At 67.9% G+C, this 16,690-nt stretch carries 15 protein-coding genes and 2 pseudogenes; 7 read left to right on the forward strand and 10 right to left on the reverse strand.

Annotation, left to right across the window (positions count from 1 at the left end):
* The coding region (locus tag AC1DY5_RS15000; protein WP_478112469.1) for a hydroxymethylglutaryl-CoA lyase at positions 1-811 on the reverse strand (811 nt) is incomplete at its 3' end.
* A complete protein-coding gene (locus AC1DY5_RS15005; protein WP_478112471.1) occupies positions 808-2,034 on the reverse strand; it encodes a CaiB/BaiF CoA transferase family protein in 1,227 nt (408 codons plus the stop codon). The genes AC1DY5_RS15000 and AC1DY5_RS15005, both read right to left, overlap by 4 nt.
* A gap of 91 nt (positions 2,035-2,125) precedes the next feature.
* Here AC1DY5_RS15005 and AC1DY5_RS15010 point away from each other — a divergent pair, with 91 nt between their 5' ends.
* Complete coding sequence (locus tag AC1DY5_RS15010) at positions 2,126-3,037, forward strand: LysR family transcriptional regulator (protein WP_478112473.1); 912 nt, start codon at positions 2,126-2,128, stop codon at positions 3,035-3,037.
* Here the strand turns inward: AC1DY5_RS15010 and AC1DY5_RS15015 are convergent.
* On the reverse strand, positions 3,024-3,467 hold the full coding sequence (locus tag AC1DY5_RS15015) for a hypothetical protein (protein ID WP_478112474.1): 444 nt from the start codon (positions 3,465-3,467) through the stop codon (positions 3,024-3,026). The genes AC1DY5_RS15010 and AC1DY5_RS15015 overlap by 14 nt on opposite strands.
* A gap of 261 nt (positions 3,468-3,728) precedes the next feature.
* Positions 3,729-4,587 (reverse strand): annotated as a pseudogene (locus AC1DY5_RS15020) (IS5 family transposase).
* A 249-nt stretch (positions 4,588-4,836) separates the two neighbouring features.
* Here AC1DY5_RS15020 and AC1DY5_RS15025 point away from each other — a divergent pair.
* From AC1DY5_RS15025 to AC1DY5_RS15035, 3 genes and pseudogenes are all read left to right on the forward strand, one after another.
* Positions 4,837-5,493 (forward strand): hypothetical protein, encoded by a 657-nt coding sequence (locus tag AC1DY5_RS15025; protein ID WP_478112476.1) that lies wholly within the window; start codon positions 4,837-4,839, stop codon positions 5,491-5,493.
* Positions 5,494-5,712: 219 nt separating this feature from the next.
* Positions 5,713-6,012: pseudogene (locus AC1DY5_RS15030) on the forward strand (efflux transporter periplasmic adaptor subunit); the annotation flags it as partial.
* Positions 6,013-6,041: 29 nt separating this feature from the next.
* Complete coding sequence (locus AC1DY5_RS15035) at positions 6,042-7,097, forward strand: efflux transporter outer membrane subunit (RefSeq protein WP_478112492.1); 1,056 nt, start codon at positions 6,042-6,044, stop codon at positions 7,095-7,097.
* 26 nt (positions 7,098-7,123) lie between these two features.
* Here the strand turns inward: AC1DY5_RS15035 and AC1DY5_RS15040 are convergent, their stop codons facing one another.
* A complete protein-coding gene (locus AC1DY5_RS15040) occupies positions 7,124-8,317 on the reverse strand; it encodes an MFS transporter (protein ID WP_478112478.1) in 1,194 nt (397 codons plus the stop codon).
* Between the two features lie 120 nt (positions 8,318-8,437).
* On the opposite strand from AC1DY5_RS15040, the gene AC1DY5_RS15045 reads away from it, so the two are divergent.
* Complete coding sequence (locus tag AC1DY5_RS15045; protein ID WP_478112480.1) at positions 8,438-8,938, forward strand: winged helix-turn-helix transcriptional regulator; 501 nt, start codon at positions 8,438-8,440, stop codon at positions 8,936-8,938.
* A 40-nt stretch (positions 8,939-8,978) separates the two neighbouring features.
* On the opposite strand, the gene AC1DY5_RS15050 is transcribed toward AC1DY5_RS15045, so the two are convergent.
* The 3 genes from AC1DY5_RS15050 to amaB are packed head-to-tail and all read right to left on the reverse strand — an operon-like array spanning position 8,979 to position 13,481.
* The gene (locus tag AC1DY5_RS15050) at positions 8,979-10,652 is read right to left on the reverse strand and encodes a thiamine pyrophosphate-binding protein (protein ID WP_478112482.1); all 1,674 of its coding nucleotides are present in this window, start codon (positions 10,650-10,652) and stop codon (positions 8,979-8,981) included.
* A 34-nt stretch (positions 10,653-10,686) separates the two neighbouring features.
* Complete coding sequence (locus tag AC1DY5_RS15055) at positions 10,687-11,934, reverse strand: pyridoxal phosphate-dependent aminotransferase (RefSeq protein WP_478112483.1); 1,248 nt, start codon at positions 11,932-11,934, stop codon at positions 10,687-10,689.
* Positions 11,935-11,936: 2 nt separating this feature from the next.
* Positions 11,937-13,481 (reverse strand): L-piperidine-6-carboxylate dehydrogenase, encoded by a 1,545-nt coding sequence (gene amaB, locus AC1DY5_RS15060; protein ID WP_478112484.1) that lies wholly within the window; start codon positions 13,479-13,481, stop codon positions 11,937-11,939.
* A gap of 192 nt (positions 13,482-13,673) precedes the next feature.
* On the opposite strand from amaB, the gene AC1DY5_RS15065 reads away from it, so the two are divergent.
* The gene (locus AC1DY5_RS15065) at positions 13,674-14,582 is read left to right on the forward strand and encodes a LysR family transcriptional regulator (RefSeq protein WP_478112485.1); all 909 of its coding nucleotides are present in this window, start codon (positions 13,674-13,676) and stop codon (positions 14,580-14,582) included.
* Between the two features lie 8 nt (positions 14,583-14,590).
* On the opposite strand, the gene AC1DY5_RS15070 is transcribed toward AC1DY5_RS15065, so the two are convergent.
* Positions 14,591-15,556: a 2-hydroxyacid dehydrogenase gene (locus AC1DY5_RS15070; protein WP_478112487.1), complete on the reverse strand. Its 966-nt coding sequence runs from the start codon at positions 15,554-15,556 to the stop codon at positions 14,591-14,593.
* Positions 15,553-16,410 carry an IclR family transcriptional regulator gene (locus tag AC1DY5_RS15075; RefSeq protein ID WP_478112489.1) on the reverse strand — a complete coding sequence of 286 codons (858 nt, stop codon included), beginning with the start codon at positions 16,408-16,410 and terminating at the stop codon, positions 15,553-15,555. Before AC1DY5_RS15075 ends, AC1DY5_RS15070 begins: the two co-directional genes overlap by 4 nt.
* An 83-nt stretch (positions 16,411-16,493) precedes the next feature.
* Between AC1DY5_RS15075 and AC1DY5_RS15080 the strand changes: the two genes are divergently transcribed.
* On the forward strand, positions 16,494-16,690 hold a 197-nt coding region (locus AC1DY5_RS15080), incomplete at its 3' end, for a hypothetical protein (RefSeq protein WP_478112490.1).

A 16,690-nucleotide genomic window follows, 5' to 3' on the forward strand; every position in this document is an offset into this window, starting at 1 on the left:
CCATCAGTTCGAGCGCGTGCACGATCTCCTCGGTGCAGACGTTGCCGCTGGCGCCCGGTGCATAGGGACAGCCGCCGAGACCGCCGAGCGAGGCGTCGAAGCGATCGGCGCCGGCGTCCAGCGATGCCAGCACGTTCGCCAGCCCCATGCCGCGCGTGTTGTGGAAGTGCAGCGTCAGTTCGGCCCCCGGCAGGCGTTCGCGAAACGACTTCACCAACTGCGCCACCTGGGTCGGAAAGGCCATGCCGGTCGTGTCGCACAGCGTGATGCCGCGGGCGCCGGCGGCCATGAAGCGTGCCGCCCAGTCGAGCACCACGGCGGGGTCGATGTCGCCCTCCATCGGGCAGCCGAACACGCAGGACAGCGAGACGTTGATCGGCACCCCGGCCTGGCCCGCCAGCGCGATCACCTCGGACAGAGCCGCGAACGACTGAGCGCGGGTCATCCGCAAGTTGGCGAGGTTGTGGGTCTCGCTGCACGACATCACGAGGTTGAGTTCGTCGGCGCGGGCGTCGATCGCGCGCTCGGCGCCGCGCACGTTCGGCACCAGGCAGGTGTAGACGACGCCCGGAGCGCGTTCGATCTCGCGCAGCACGATCTCGGCATCGCGCAGCGCCGGGATGGCCTGCGGCGAGACGAAGGCGGTGGCCTCGATCTTCGCCAGCCCGGCCGCCGACAGCGCATCGATCAATGCGATCTTGTCGGCGGTCGGCACGAAGGCCGCCTCCATCTGCAGGCCGTCGCGCGGCCCGACTTCCTGCATGTGGACGCGGCGGCGCGCGCCGGCCCAGGGTAAGTTCGACGTGGTCATGCGATGGCGCCTTTCGAGCGGAGCAGGGTGATCTGTTCGGGTGTCAGGCCGGCCTCGCGCAGCACGGCATCGGTGTCGTCGCCGAGCCRCGGGGCCGACGAGCGCACGCTGCCGGGCGTGCCCGACAGCTTGGGCACGATGCCGGGGACGTCGATCTCGCGGCCGTCGCGCGTGGTCTGGCGCAGGATCATGTCGCGCGCCCGGTAGTGCGAGTCTTCGTGGATGTCCTTCGCGGTGTAGACCCGGCCGGCCGGAACCTTGGCCGCGCCGAGCTGCCGAAGCACCTCGTCGATCGGGCGTGACAGGGTCCAGGCGCCGATCGCGGCGTCGAGCTCGTCGACCCGCGCCACCCGGCCGGCATTGCTCTGCAGGTCGGGCGCGGCCGCCAGGTCGGGCCGCTCCACCACCTCCATGAGCCGGCGGAAGATGCTGTCGCCATTGCCCGCCACCAGCACGTGGCCGTCGGCGCAGCGGTAGGCGTTGGACGGCGCGATGCCCGGCAGCGCGCTGCCGGCCGCCTCGCGCACGGCGCCGAAGGCGCTGTATTCGGGCAGCAGGCTTTCCATCACGTTGAAGACCGCCTCGTGCAGCGCCACGTCGATCACCTGCCCGGGCCCGCCATGCACCTTGCGGTGGTAGAGCGCCAGCAGGACGCCGATTGTGCCGTGCAGCGCCGCCAGCGTGTCGCCGATCGAGACCCCGACGCGAACCGGAACCCGGCCGGGCTCCCCCGTGAGGTGGCGCAGCCCGCCCATGGCCTCGCCGATGGCGCCGAAGCCGGGCAGGTCGCGGTAGGGGCCGGTCTGGCCGTAGCCCGAGATGCGCAGCATCACCAGCCCCGGGTTGATGCGGCGCAGGTCCTCCCAGCCCAGGCCCCAGCCTTCGAGCGTGCCGGGCCTGAAGTTCTCGATCAGCACGTCGGCCTCGGCGATCAGCCGGCGCGCGAGCGCCTGGCCTTCGGCCGCGCGCAGGTCGATCGCCACCGAGCGCTTGTTGCGCGATTGCACCTGCCACCAGACGGAGGTGCCGTCCTGCAGCATCCGCCAGTTGCGCAGCGGGTCGCCGCTGCCCGGCGTCTCGATTTTGACGACGTCGGCGCCGAACTCGCCGAGCGTCTTGCCGCAGAAGGGGCCGGCGATCAGCTGGCCCATCTCGACCACCTTGAGGCCGGCGAGGGCAGCGGAGACCGGGGGCGGAGAAGAGGCGTTGGAAGCAGCGTTCATGGGGACGAATCATGGCCAGCCGCCGGGGACCTGCAAAGCGGTGATTGGCGAGGCTGCCATCGCGGATCGCGATGGTGCTCAAATAGGCCTCATGAAGCTCGATCCCGTCTCGCTGCGCCTGTTCGTCGCCGTCATGGAAGAGGGCACCATCGCGGCCTCCGCGCTGCGCGAGCACCTGGCGCCGGCGGCCGTGAGCAAGCGCATCAGCGAACTCGAGGAGGCGCTCGACGCGGTGCTGTTCCAGCGCAGCAACAAGGGCCTGCAGGCGACCGCGGCGGCGCATGCGCTACTCGGGCTCGCGCGCGGCGTGCTCAACGGCCTGGACGACATCGCCGAGCAGATGGCCGGCTATGCGAGCGGGCTGCGCGGGCATGTGCGGGTGTTCGCCAACATCTCGGCCATCACCCAGTTCCTGCCGGACGACCTGCGCAGCTTCATGGCGACCGCGCCGCTGGTGCAGGTGCACCTGCAGGAGCGCATCAGCACGGCCATCGCGCGCGCCGTGGCCGACAGCACGGCCGACATCGGCATCCTCAACGCCGGCGCCTACGGCGAGGTGCTCACGATGCTGCCGTACCGGGAGGACGAACTGGTGCTGATCGTGCCGCGCGAGCACCCGCTGGCACGGCGCAGGAAGGCGAGTTTTCGGGAAGCACTGGCGCACGAGTTCGTCGGCGCCCATCCGGGCAGCGCGGTCAACAACCAGCTGCACAAGGCGGCTGCCGAGATCGGCCTGCCGCTGCGCCTGCGGATCCAGGTCAGCGGCTACGACGCGATGTCTTTAATGGTGGCGGCCGGCATGGGCATCGGCATCCTGCCGCGCCTGAGCGCGCGCCTTTATCTGTCATCGCTGGGCATCCGTGCGGTGGCGCTCGACGAGCCCTGGGTGCGGCGCCAGCTCATGGTCTGCGTACGCTCGCTCGAGGCCCTGTCGCCCGCGGCGCGTAGCCTGGTCGACCACTTGTGCGCGAGTGCGTCGCCGGTCAGTCCTAGCGGATGCTGACCCATCTCCATTCCAGCCAGTTGTCCGGCCGGTGCACTGCATCGACATCGCTGTGCATGGCCCAAGGGATCACCTGGCGATGCAGCGGAATGTGATGCACCAGCTCGCTCTGCTCCCGAAAAGCCGCCTTGATCAGCTGCTCGCGTTTGAGGAAGTCGGGCTCGATCGACGACGCGGCCGCAAGCGCGTCCAACTTCGGGTTCTTGTAGTCGCCCCAGTTGTAGAAGCCGATGCCGTTCTCCCCGCGCATGCGCAGCACGGGCGTCAGTGTCACCTTGGCGTCGGCGGCTTCGGAGGCATAGGCTCTCCAGCGCTGTACCGCCCCCGCTTCGTCTTCTTGCACCAGTCGAACCGACTCGACCACGTCGAGGACCAGCACAGCACGTACGACGCGCTCGCGATTGAGTTCTGATCGGGCCTGGAGCGCCATTCTTTCCTCGGCCCGATTGTGGTCTTCACGTTCGACGACGGCAAGCCTGTCGATACCGCCTGCCAGGACGCGATCGGTGCGCCGATGCGCCCATGACTTCGGAGGGCACCAGCAAGAGGAACGGCCCGGCGATGCGATGGTTCCGATGCACCATGAACACGCGCGATGCGCTGCACCGGGGCGCGGGACGGATGAGGCCGTCGAACTCATCGGTGGCTTTCGCTGCGATCATGAAGGGATCCAGGCAGCCGATCGTAGAACTTATCCGTAAATAATATTGACGTCCGCCGGCACTTTGCGGAACGCGATGATCGCCGCCGCGAGGTGGTTGAGCGCAACCAAGCTGCGCTCCAGCTTCTCGTAGCGTACGAGTAGTTTTCGGAAGCGGTCGAACCAACTGTGGCAGACCTCGACGACCCAACGTCGAGCCTTCTTCTTTGGATCGCGACGCTTGCGATCCGCCTCCTGCAGGCGATCGACGACATGAGGGATATAGCCGTGCTCTTTGATGACCTCGGCGCCGGCGCGGCTTCGGTATTCCGCATCGGCGCACAGGTGCTTGCTGCGCCTTTGAGGCGGTTGCCGGCGCTGCACGACGATGGCCTGCAACACCGCGTCGAGCATGGTGGTGTCATTCACGTTGGCTGCGGTCACGATGAACGACAACGGGACGCCACGTCACAGCAGGTGACGCTTGCTCCCCTTTTTTTCCTCGATCGGTCGGGTTCGGTCCGACCGCTTCTTGCGCCATGGGCGCTTTGAACATCGCCCCGTCCACGCTTTGCCATCGCCAGGCTATTCCCTCCATCTGGTCGTACTCGGCAAGCCCGGCCTTCCACAGCGCTTCGAACACGCCAGCCTTCTCCCATTCCAGGAAACGCTTGTGCACGGCGCTCGCACTGCCGAATCGTTGCTTGGGCAAAGCCTTCCATTGACAACCCGTGCGTAGCACGTACATCACCGCCTCGAAGACCTGGCGCGCCGGCTTCGGCGGTCTTCCCGCGCCCGCCTTGCGCACATACCCTTTGTCATCGGGTCGAGTGCGCGTCGGAATGAGCGGCTCAACCCGCGCCCAGAAGTCGTCCGTCACCACCCATGACTCAACGCGTTTGGCTGTCATCGTTTCGCCCCAAGACCGCAGGGATTGCGGCTTGGAACGAGATAGTACTATTTACGGATAATCTCTTAGGCACCCCGGCGCATCTGCGCACCCCCCAATGAATGAGCCCGGTCGCCGAATCCGCTCGGTGGATCACCAGAACTCCGGTGCCGTCAGCCCTGGTTGTCGATGCAATCCGGATGAGATCGCCAAACCCATCCTCGATGCAGGTGCCAAAAGCCGATCGACTGGCATCCCGCACAGGCTGAAATGGCCATGTTTCAGAAGCAATTTTGCGTGTTGCAGGCGCATTGCGCGTCCGCGGCGGCGCAATCCGACAGCAACCACCGGCTCCGACAGTGGAGCCACCGAAGCCGACGCGAGTCGCCCGGTGTCTTCGAAGAGGTTGTCGGATGCGTGTCTGTCGGCGTTGGCCTCTCCTTCATTCAGACACGCATGATGAAAATCACCATGAAGCATTCCCATGTCACCCTGGCCTTGCTGGCCACCGTCCTCACCCTGTCGGCCACTGTGGCCTCGGCCCAGTTGAGCTGTGCCGAAGTGAATGCCCAGCTCAAGGCCGCTCAGGCCAGCGGGCAACTCGGCGCGCTCACCGGCGAGGACAGCGGCTCGGCCTATCTCGCGGCCCACTTCCAACCGACCGAAACGCGCATCGAGGTGAAGGGCGAAGTCAAGGAGGCCCGCGCCGACGGCACGCTGAACGTGCTGGACGGTACCGACAGCGGTTCGTTCTACCTCTCGCGTCACCAGACGCTGGACATGCCGCGCGCGGAAGTAAAAGCCGAACTAGCAACCGCGGAGAAGAACGGCACGCTCGACCAGCTGTATGGCGAAGACAGTGGCTCCTTCGAGCTGGTGGCCAACCGGTACCAGGCCGGCTCGCATTCGGCCGTCGCATTGAAGTAGGCCTTGTGGATCCACCGGCATGTTCATTCGGTTGGAGCTCCGGGGGTACCGCCTCGTGCAAATCATGGCGCTGACGTGGTTGGCGGCTGCCGGTCCGATGCCGGCATTCGCGATGACCCACGCGGTGCCCGGCGCTGGCATCAAGCACAACGGCGACCGGCCTGTCGCCCACGGGTGCCGCCTTGCGCGGCGTTCATTCACTTGACGGGATCTCGCTCAATGACCTCGCAAACAGCACTCTCGCGCTGCCGCGGCAGCGCCGCCCTCTGCGTCTTCCTCCTGCTGGCGGCTTGCGGAGACTCGAAGCCCCATGCGCCTGTTGTCCAGGCGCCGGAGGTCGAAGTGGTCGCCGTGCATCGGCAGTCGGTGCCGATCCGTACCGAGCTTCCGGGCCGCACCTCGGCGTACCTCGTGGCGCAGGTGCGCGCGCGGGTCGACGGGATCGTCCTCAAGCGCGAGTTCGAGGAGGGCTCGGACGTCAAGGCGAACCAGCGGCTGTATCGGATCGATCCGGCACCGTTGGCGCGCAGGCGCCAACGCCCGGCAGCCTGACGCAGGGCGGCAAGACGCTCGTCGCGCATTCGGCGGCGGCGGAGCTTTCCGTGACGTGGGAGGTCGACTTGTTCGGCCGGTTGCAGAGCCTGAGCGATGCGGCGTTCGAGCAATACCTCGCTAGCGCGCACGCGCGCCAAGCCGCCCAGATCCTGCTGGTGTCGCAAGTCGCCGACCAGTACTTCACCGTGCTCGCATTTGACGAGCAACTCGCCGTCACGCGCAAGACCTTCGAGGCCGCCACCCGCTCTCTCGCGATCGTGCAGCGCCGATTCGACGTGGGCACCGCATCGGATCTCGACCTGACCCAGGCGCAGACCCTGGTCGAGCTGGCCCGGGTCAACGAGGCCGAGTTGGTGCGCTTGCGGGCGCAGGCGGAAAACGGACTGGTGCTGCTGGTCGGCGAGCCGCTGCCGCCATCCTTGTCGCCTCCGGTGCGACTGGGCGAGCAGGTCATCAGGGACGACGTGCCCGCCGGCCTGCCTTCCGACCTGCTGGCGCGCCGACCGGACATCCTGCAGGCCGAAGCAGTGCTGCGTTCGGAGAATGCGGACATCGGCGCGGCACGAGCGGCTTTCTTTCCGCGCATCACGTTGACCGGCGCGTTGGGATCGGCCAGCGCATGGTCGTTCGTCCCCTCGCTCGCAATGCCGATCTTCGACGCTGGTGCCAACCGGGCCAATCTCGACGTTGCGAAGGTGCGCAAGGACATCGGCATCGCGCAGCACGAGAAAGCGATACAGACCGCGTTCCGGGAGGTGTCCGATGGCCTTGCCGCTCGCGCCACCTACGATGAACAGCTGGTGGCCGCGCAGCGCTACGCCGATGTCGAGTCGTGGCGTTTGAGGCTCTCGCAGGTCCGCTACGAGAGCGGCGTGGACGGATACCTCGATATGCTCTCGGCACAGCAGGACCTCTACAACGCCCAGCTGGCGCTGGTGTCGGTCCGCATGAACAGTCTGGAAAGCCTGGTCGATCTGTACCGGGCCCTCGGCGGCGGCTGGGTCCGCGACACCGGCGACACCGTACGCGTGGCCGGTGATCCGGGATGAGCGGGCGGCGCGAGCGCGCCATCGCATCACCGGGCCGTAACAGAAGCAACGGCGGCCGCGCCGGTCGGCTGGCGATCCGCCCGTGCAATACGCTGCTGCGCCCATTCGGCAGCCAACAGCGCCACCGCAATGAAGACCGCTCCGACCAGCCCCAGGGAATGGCTGTCGAACCAAGTGAGCGCTGCACCGCCGACGATTCCCGACATCGATACGCCGACATAGATTGCGGCTGAGTTCAGCCCCAACAGCAGCGGCGCCGCGGAGGGTGTGACACCGATCAGGCGGTGCTGCTGCGGCACCAGCATGCCCCAGCCGAACAGGCCCCAGACCACGAGCGCGGGCGCCAGCGTCACGAGCGAGGCCGAACTCCAGGGCAGCAGCGCGAAGTCCACCACGAGCACGACGATCGCCGTGTTGATGATGCGGCGGCTACCGAAGCGGTCGGTCAGTCGGCCGGCGGCCAGGTTGCCCACCGTCGCGGCCACACCCCAGAGCAGCAGAAGGCCAGCCAGCACGCGCGAATCGCCGCCGGTGGCGCGATCGAAGCTCGAGCTGCTGTAGGTGTAGACGAGGAACAGGCCCGAATACACCAGCCAGGTGGTCAGCAGCGTCAGTACCACGCGTGCATCGCCCAGAGGCGCGAGGCGGCGCGCCAGGCTGACGGCTGGCGCGGCCGGGATCTCCGGCAGGCGCCAGGCCACGCCCAGCGCGGCCACCGTGCCGACGGCGGCCACGAACCACATCGTCGCTCGCCAGTCCAGCCATCCGCCGATGAAGGTGCCCAGAGGCGCGCCCAGCGCCGTGGCGCTCGACAGGCCCGCGATGACGATGGCCAATGCGCGGCCGCGCTGCTCGGGCGGCACCAGCGAAGCGCCGGCGGCTGTCGCGGTCGGGCTGAACATGGCGGCGCCCAGGCCGGCCAGCAAACGGCTCGCCAGCACCAACTCGATGTTGGGCGCCACGGCAGTCACGACATTGCCGAGCACGAAGATCACCAGCCCACTGAGCAGCAGCCGTTTGCGCGGCCAGTGCGCGGCCGCCGCGGCGATGACCGGCGACAGCAGCGCATAGCTCAGCGCGTAGAGCGTGACCATCTGCCCGGCCAGCGCGACGGATACGCCGAGCGAGGCGGAGACCTGGGTGAGCACGCCGGCGACGACGAAGCTGTCGGTGCCGATCGCGAACATGCCGCTGGCCAGAACGAGGAGGCGTTTGTCCATGAAGAAACTCCTGAAAGACCCCGGCGTGACAAGTGGCCGACGTCCAAAACTAGTTGCGTGACGAAACTTACGATAACCCATAAAGTTGCATCACGCAACTGAATGGATTAGCATGACCCCATGTATCGAAAGACTTTTGATGGCATGAACTGCTCGATCGCTCGCGCTCTCGATCAGGTCGGCGAGTGGTGGAGCCTGCTCATCGTGCGCGAGTGCACGCTGGGCACGACGCGCTTCGACGACTTCCAGCGCCGCCTGGGGATCGCGCGCAATGTGCTGACGACGCGGTTGAACAGCCTCGTCGAGCACGGCGTACTGGAAAAGGCGCCGGCCGAGGGAAGTGAGCGGCGCAACGAATACCGGCTAACGGAGAAGGGCGAGGCTCTCTATCCGGTGCTCGTCGCGTTGATGCAATGGGGAGACCAGTGGGGTGAGCACGAAGCGCCGCTGCGGCTCGTCGAGCACGGCAGCGGCAAGCCCGTCGAACCGGTGGGACTGCGCGTGGGCGCGCGCACTCTGGGATTGCGCGACGTGCGTCTCGAACCTGGACCGGGCGCGACGGCGAAGACGATCGAAACGCTCGAGGCCCGCAACCGGGCGATCCTCGGCTGCCAGGGTTGAGTGTGCGATCGTCGTGCTGCGTGCCGTCTTGCTCGCGGCGCTAGTTGCCGCCTCGCGCCGCAGCGCGAATGCCCTGCAAGGTGCTGGCCGGGGTGATCGCTTCCGGGTCGAGCAGGCAATGCAGGATCGCGGGCTTGCCACTGGCCCGTGCACGCGCGAGTGCCGGTGCGAACTCCGCCGTGGACGTCACGCGTTCGCCATGGCCGCCGAACACCTCCGCATAGCCCTGGAAGTCCGGGTTCTTCAACTGCGTGGCGCTGATGCGGCCCGGGTAGTGCTTCTCCTGGTGCATGCGGATCGTGCCGTACATGGCGTTGTCCAGCAGCACCACGATGATCGGCAGGCCGTACTGCACGGCGGTCGCGAACTCCTGGCCATGCATCAGGAAGTCGCCGTCGCCAGCGAACACCAGCACCTCGCGTTCGGGCCACAGCCGCTTGGCGCCCACGCCGGCCGGCAGGCCGTAGCCCATGGAGCCGCTGGTCGGCGCCAGTTGGCTGGCGAACGCGCGAAACGGCCAGAAGCGGTGCACCCAGGTGGCGAAGTTTCCGGCGCCGTTGCAGAAGATGGTGTCGGGCGGCAGCACCTCGCGCAGATGCGACATCACCTCGCCCATCTGCAAGGGGCCCGGGATGCGGATCGGCGCCGGATCGCTCCAGGCCAGGAACGCCGCGCGCGCCTGGGCGGTCTCGGCCTGCCAGCTCGGCGCCGAGGCGGGGCGCAGCGTGGCGGCTACCTCGGCGAAGGCCTGCGGCGAGGCGTGGATGGCCTGCGTCGCACGGTACAGCTTGCCGAGCTCGTCGGCGTCGGCATGCACGTGCACCAGCGCCTGCCGGGGCGTCGGGATGCCGAGCAGCTCGTAGCCCTGTGACGGCACCTCGGACAGGCGCCCGCCGACCAGCAGGACCAGGTCGGCCGCGCGGATGCGCGCCAGGACCGCGGGATTGACGCCCAGGCCGAGATCGCCGGCATAGCAGGGGTGGTCGGCGCTGAACAGCATCTGCCGGCGGAACGAGCAGTACACCGGCAGCGAAAAGGCCTCGGCGAAAGCCGCGATCTGTCGCGTCGCGGCTTCCGACCATCGACTGCCACCCAACACCATGACGGGCCGTTCGGCCGCGGCCAGACGCTGCGTCAGCTCGACCATCTGGGCCGCGCCCGGATGGGTTTCCGTCACCGCGTACTGCAGCGCGTCGGCGATGTCCGCGGCTTCGGTCAGCATGTCTTCGGGCAGCGCGATGACCACCGGGCCGGGGCGGCCGGAAGTGGCGACGTGAAAGGCGCGCGAAATCAGTTCGGGCAGTCGCTTCGGGTCGTCGACCTGGACGACCCACTTGGCCATGGTGCCGAACACGGCGCTGTAGTCGAGTTCCTGAAAGGCTTCGCGCCCCAGTGCGTCGCGCGCCACCTGGCCCACGAAGAGCAACAGCGGTGTCGAGTCCTGGTGCGCGATGTGCACGCCGGCGGCCGCGTTGGTGGCACCGGGCCCGCGCGTGACGAAGCAGATGCCGGGGCGGCCGGTGAGTTTTCCCTGGGCCTCGGCCATCATCGCCGCGCCACCTTCCTGGCGGCAAACGGTGACCGCGATGGAGGCATCGTGGAGGGCGTCGAGCACGGCGAGAAAGCTCTCGCCGGGGACGCAGAAGAGCTGCTGCACGCCATGCGCGACGAGTTGGTCGACCAGGATCTGGCCACCGGTGCGGAGGGATGTCATGGAAGTTTCCAATCGGAGAGAGGGAGAGAGGCCGTCACTCGAGCGCCGCGCRGGCCGCCGCGATGCGCGCGCAGGCCTCCTGCAGTTGCGCCATCGAGGTGGCATAGGAGATGCGGAAGTACGGCGCCAGCCCGAACACGCTGCCGGGCACGACGGCCACTTCGAAGTCCTGCAGCAGATAGCGGCAGAAGTCGGCGTCGGTCTGCAGTCGCATGCCGCGTCGCGTCGAATGACCGAGCGCGCCGGCGCAACTGGCGTAGGTGTAGAAGGCACCCTCGGGCCTGCGGCAATGCAGACCGCGGATGACGTTGAGCGCATCTACGACGAGATCCCGGCGCGCCTGGAAATCGGCGCAGCGCGCGCCGATGAGGTCCTGCGATCCGGTCAGTGCCTCGATCGCGGCGGCCTGGCTGACCGAAGACGGGCAGGACGTCGACTGACTCTGCACGACGGCCATGGCTGCGATCAGGTCGCGCGGGCCGGCGCCGTAGCCGATGCGCCATCCGGTCATCGCATAGGCCTTGGAGACGCCATTGACGGTCAGCGTGCGCTCGCGCAGCCGGGGTTCCACGGCAGCCGGCGTCGCGAAGGCCAGGCCGTCGTAGAGGATGTGCTCGTAGATGTCGTCGGCCAGCAGCCAGACCTGCGGATGACGCAGCAGCACATCGGCGAGAGGTCGCAGCTGCGCCGCGCTGTAGGCCGCGCCGCTCGGGTTGGAAGGCGAGTTCAGGAAGACCCAGCGCGTGCGCGGCGTGATCGCGGCGTCGAGCTGTCCGGCATCGAGGCGGAAACCATGCCCCTCGCTGCAAGGCAGCACCACCGGCACGCCGCCGCAGATCTGCACGATGTCGGCATAGGAGGTCCAGTAGGGCGCCGGCAGGATCACCTCGTCGCCCGGCTCCAGGCTGGCCATCAGCGCGTTGAAGATCACCTGCTTGGCGCCGGCGCTCACGCTGATCTCGTCGAGGGCGAATTCCAGCGAGTTGTCGCGCTGGAACTTGTGGCGCACCGCGGCCTTCATCTCGTTGCTGCCGTCGAGCACGGTGTAGCGTGTCTCGCCGCGCGCGATGGCCCGCAAGGCCGCCGCACGGATGTTCTCCGGCGTGTCGAAGTCGGGTTCGCCCGCACCCAGCACGATCACCGGACGCCCGGCGCGCCGAAGCGCATTCGCATGGTCGGAGATGCGCAGGATCTCGGACACGCCGATCGCGCGCAGCCGCTGCGACGGCGCGAACGCTGGCGCTGGCGCCGCCTCGTTCGCCAGGGTGGCGGTGGCCCTCACGCTCAGTCCCCGATGTCGAAGGTCACGCCCTGCGCGAGCGGCAGCGCGGTCGAGTAGTTGATGGTGTTGGTCGCGCGGCGCATGTAGGCTTTCCATGCGTCGGAGCCCGCCTCGCGGCCGCCGCCGGTCTCCTTCTCGCCACCGAAGGCGCCGCCGATCTCCGCGCCGCTCGGGCCGATGTTGACGTTGGCGATGCCGCAGTCGGATCCGGCGCTCGACATGAAGCGCTCGGCCTCGCGCATGTCGAGCGTGAAGATCGAGGACGACAGGCCGGCGCCCACCGCGTTGTGCCACTCGATGGCCTGATCGAAGCTGCTGTAGCGAACGACGTAGAGGATCGGTGCGAAGGTCTCGCGCAAGGCCGGGCCGGCGTGCGCCGGCAGCTCGACCAGCGCGGGGCGCGCGTAGTACGCCTCATCGCCGCCGATGCCGGCCACGCGTTCGCCGCCATGGACGGTCGCGCCCGCGGCGCGGCTTTCCGCCAGCGCCTTCTGCATGCCGTCGAATGCGGCGGCATCGATCAGCGGCCCGACCAGCGTTCCGGACACGCGCGGGTCGCCGACCTTCACCTGGCCGTAGACCGTCGCCAGCCTGGGCACCAGCGCGTCGTAGATGCTGTCGTGCACGAACAGCCGGCGCAGCGTGGTGCAGCGCTGGCCGGCCGTGCCCATGGCGGCGAAGGCTATGCCGCGCAACGCGAGGTCGAGGTCCGCCGAGGGCGTGACGATGGCCGCGTTGTTGCCACCGAGTTCGAGAATGGCGCGCGCGAAGCGGGCGGCCAGCCGTGGACCGACCTGGCGTCCCATCGCCGTCGAGCCGGTGGCCGACAGCACGGGCACACGCGGGTCGTCGACCAGCAGTTCGCCGACGTCGCGCTGCCCGACCAGCAGTTCGAGCAGGCCCTCCGGCGCATCGCCGAAGCGGGCGAGCGCGCGCTGCGCGATGGCGTGCGTGGCGAGCGCGGTCAGCGGCGTTTTTTCGGAGGGCTTCCACACCACCGAATCGCCGCAGACTAGCGCGAGCGCCGCATTCCATGACCACACGGCGACCGGGAAGTTGAAGGCAGAGATCACGCCGACCACGCCCAGCGGGTGCCAGGTTTCCATCATGCGGTGCTCAGGGCGCTCGGTCGCGATCGTCAGCCCGTAGAGCTGGCGCGACAGGCCGACCGCGAAATCGCAGATGTCGATCATCTCCTGCACCTCGCCCGCGCCTTCCGACGGCACCTTGCCCACCTCGAGCGTCACGAGAAGGCCGAGGTCGGCCTTGGCCGCGCGCAGTTCTTCGCCCAGCAGGCGCACGAGTTCGCCGCGACGCGGTCCGGGCACGAGGCGCCACGCCAGGTACGCGGCATGGGCGCGGCTGATCGCCGCCTTGGCTTCTGCGGTCGAAGTCTGTCGCACATGGGCGATCGTCTCGCCGCTGATCGGCGAGCGCACGGCGAGTTCGCCGTCGGCGTACGCCGACTTCGGCACGCCCAGGCGTTGAAGCAGTTGGTCGACTTGGGCGGCGATGGGGGTGGCGGTGGAGGCAGGTGCGTCTGACATGAGGCGTTTTCGGGGCAATGAACTTGTGGATGCAATGTCGACGAATCCTCGTCACTTGCATAGTGAAAAATCGGAAGAACTTGATGAGTAATGGGAATGAAGTAGGCTTAATCACGTCGCCGGAGTCGGCCGTTGCCGCGAAGAGCGCGAAGGCCTCCACCCGGCGAGATGATCATTCCCCCGTTTCATGACATGTTCCACAAGACCTTCCTGCCACCCATGGCTGACCTGCTCGCTTTCGAGGCGGCCTCGCGCCACGCGAGCATCTCGCGCGCGGCGGACGAACTGCATCTCACGCAAAGCGCGGTATCGCGGCAGATTCGCCAGCTCGAGCATCAACTGGGGCTCGCGCTGTTCCACCGGGTGCGCCAGCGTGTCGTCCTGACGGACGTGGGGCGTGTCTACGCGGCGGACGTGCGCGCCGCGCTCCAACAGTTCTCGGGCGCCACGCAAAAGGCCATGGCGTTGTCCGGCGGCGGTGGGTTGCTCAACCTCGCGGTGCTGCCGACCCTGGGCACGCGTTGGCTGATTCCGCGGCTGGGCGACTTCACGGGCCGGCATCCGCAGGTGACGGTCAATTTCGCTGCGCGCTCCGAGCCCTTCGATTTTTCGCAGGAGCCCTTCGACGCGGCCATCCACTTCGGCGCCCCGCATTGGGCCGGGGCCCGTTGCGAATACCTGATGCACGAGCGCACGGTCCCGGTCTGCAGCCCGGCCTTCCAGCGCGCGCATGGCATCCGTTCCGTGGCGGACCTGGGCGCGGTCGTGCTGCTGCAGCAGAGTACGCGACCCACCCAGTGGGCCGAATGGTTCGCGCAGGTCGGCGCGGCGGGCGTGCCGGCGCTGCGCGGGCCGCGCTTCGAGCAGTTCGCGATGATCGCGCAGGCCGCCGTATCGAGCCTCGGCGCCGCGCTGCTGCCGAGCTTCCTGGTCGAGGCGGAGATCGACGCGGGCGAACTCGTGGTTCTTTTTCCGGAAGCCCTCACGAGCTCTGACGCGTACTACCTCGTTTATCCGGAGTCGCGTGCTGAAGCGCCGCTGCTGCAGGCCTTTCGCGACTGGATCGTCGCGCAGGCGCACGGGGCGCCTGCGGGCAGATGAAGGCTGCCTCAATACCCGCGCACCGGATCGAAGCATCCCTGGACGGGCTCGCCTTTTTCGAAGGCCGCGATCTGCTGCGCGAAGAACTTGGCGCGCATGCGTCGCGTGACCGTCGCGGCAATGTGCGGGGTGACGAAGATCCCGGGGTGCGACCAGGCCGGATGATCTTTCGACAAAGGTTCCTCGGCAAACACGTCGACGAAGGCTCCGCTCAGTTGGGCTGAATCGAGTGCGGCGACGAGCGCGTCCAGGTGCAGCTGCGAGCCGCGCCCCGCGTGGATCAGCCCGGCACCCTTCGGCAGGCGAGCCAGCAGCCCCGCGTTCAGAATGCCCTCGGTTTGCGGCGTGGCGGGAAGCAGGCAGACCAGGATGTCGCAGCGGGCCAGGAACGCATCCAGTTCGCCGGGCCCCGCGTAGCACTCGAGGCCTTCGAGGGTCTTGGCGGTGCGCGACCAGCCGATCGTCCGGAAACCGAGGGCGCTCACCATCTGCGCGGATCGCACACCCAGGGTTCCCAGCCCCAGGATGCCGACGCAGGTGTCGGGCGCGCTGCGCTCCACCTCGAACGCGGTCCACTCGCGGGCATCCTGTTGCCGCAGCAGGCGCTTCAGGTTGCGCAGCAGCGCGAGTGCCGCCATGGCGACGTATTCGCCCATGCGTTGTGCCGTCTCGGGCGGTATCGAGCGGATCAGCGGAACCTGCCGGGGCCATTCGGGGTCGGCGGTGATGTGGTCCACGCCGGCGCCTGCGCTGAGCACCAGTCGGAGGTTCGGCAAGGCGGCCAGACGCCCCGGCTCCGGCTGCCAGACCAGTGCATAGTCGACCCGGTCCAGAGAGACCGACGGATCGTCCCACCCGTGCACGGCGATGTGCGGCGCGAAGGTTTGCAGATGCGCCCGCCATTCCGCGACTGCGGCTTCTCCACCTGAATTGACCAGCAGCACGCGCGGCAGGCACGGAATGGCCGGCGTCATGGGTTCGACCCGGCCTGCGCACTTTCGATGCGCTGCGGCGCGGGCGAACTCGCCAGGCTCTGTGCGGGCCGCCGCAACGTGGCATCGAAGGGATTGATCTTCGGTCCGATCGCCGCTGCTTCGCGCTTGAGCAATTCGACGACGGTCGGCAGGCGGTCGGGGTTGAGCCGGTCGGCGATGGTGCCGACGGCCAGCGCGGCCACCGCGCGTCCTTCGCGATCGAGAATCGGCACCGCGACGCCGGCCATGCCCTCCAGCAGCCCGCTGTTGCGTGCAGCGAAACCTGCCTGGCGGACGCGTTCGATCTCGGTGCGCAGATAGACCTCGTCGTAGACACCGTACTCGCGCACCCGTGCCAGATTGAAGCGGATGACTTCCTCGCGTTCTTCCTGCGGCAGGAATGCGAGGATCGCCAGCGCCCCCTGGCCCACGCCCAGGGCCACGCGGCCACCGACGTCGCCCGTGAAGGAGCGGATCGGAAAGGGGCCTTCGCTGCGGTCCAGGCAGACCGCCTCGAAGCCGCTGCGCACCAAGAGGAAGATGCTGTCGCCGAGGCTCGCGCACAGGCGCAGCAGGACCGGGCGGCACAGCGCGCGCAGGTTGCCGGGATTGCCCGCCTTCGCGGCCAGCGCGAAGAAATCGATGCTCAGCCGGTAGAGCTTGCTGCGCTCGTCCTGTTCGACCATGCCTTCGCCGATCAGCGATTGCAGCAAACGGTGCGTGGTGGCCTGGGTCAGGCCCACATGTCGTGCGACTTGCGTCACCCGTGCACCGTCTGCCTGCGCATCGGCCAGCGCACGGATCACCGAAAAGATGCGAGGCACGCCGCCAGTGGCGGCCGGGGACGTCGTCATACCTTGTTCCTGCGGAATATTTCGATGGCAGTGTAGCTCAAGAGTTTCATTCAACGGAATAAAATGGAGAAAAGTTCCAATTAATGGAATACCCGTGGATTCATGGTTCGGTTATTGCAATAGATTCATTGCGAAAGCGGCGGGAATTCAGTTCTCGTGACGTGCCGAACCTGTGCGCGTTGCGGGCGGAGCCCGTCGCTGCCTCTAGTGCAATGAAAGGCCCATGGATGTCGTTTCTTCAACTCACCGGCGTGACCAAGTTCTATGGCGCGACCTGCGC

This window comes from Variovorax sp. P4_D9 (genome assembly GCF_056401695.1).

Coding starts and splice junctions, on each gene's coding strand:
- AC1DY5_RS15010 (WP_478112473.1), top strand. CDS start 2,126: ATGAAGCTCGATCCCGTCTCGCTGCGCCTGTTCGTCGCCGTCATGGAA.
- AC1DY5_RS15015 (WP_478112474.1), bottom strand. CDS start 3,467: ATGGCGCTCCAGGCCCGATCAGAACTCAATCGCGAGCGCGTCGTACGT.
- AC1DY5_RS15025 (WP_478112476.1), top strand. CDS start 4,837: ATGGCCATGTTTCAGAAGCAATTTTGCGTGTTGCAGGCGCATTGCGCG.
- AC1DY5_RS15040 (WP_478112478.1), bottom strand. CDS start 8,317: ATGGACAAACGCCTCCTCGTTCTGGCCAGCGGCATGTTCGCGATCGGC.
- AC1DY5_RS15045 (WP_478112480.1), top strand. CDS start 8,438: ATGTATCGAAAGACTTTTGATGGCATGAACTGCTCGATCGCTCGCGCT.
- AC1DY5_RS15050 (WP_478112482.1), bottom strand. CDS start 10,652: ATGACATCCCTCCGCACCGGTGGCCAGATCCTGGTCGACCAACTCGTC.
- amaB (WP_478112484.1), bottom strand. CDS start 13,481: ATGTCAGACGCACCTGCCTCCACCGCCACCCCCATCGCCGCCCAAGTC.
- AC1DY5_RS15065 (WP_478112485.1), top strand. CDS start 13,674: ATGTTCCACAAGACCTTCCTGCCACCCATGGCTGACCTGCTCGCTTTC.
- AC1DY5_RS15070 (WP_478112487.1), bottom strand. CDS start 15,556: ATGACGCCGGCCATTCCGTGCCTGCCGCGCGTGCTGCTGGTCAATTCA.
- AC1DY5_RS15075 (WP_478112489.1), bottom strand. CDS start 16,410: ATGACGACGTCCCCGGCCGCCACTGGCGGCGTGCCTCGCATCTTTTCG.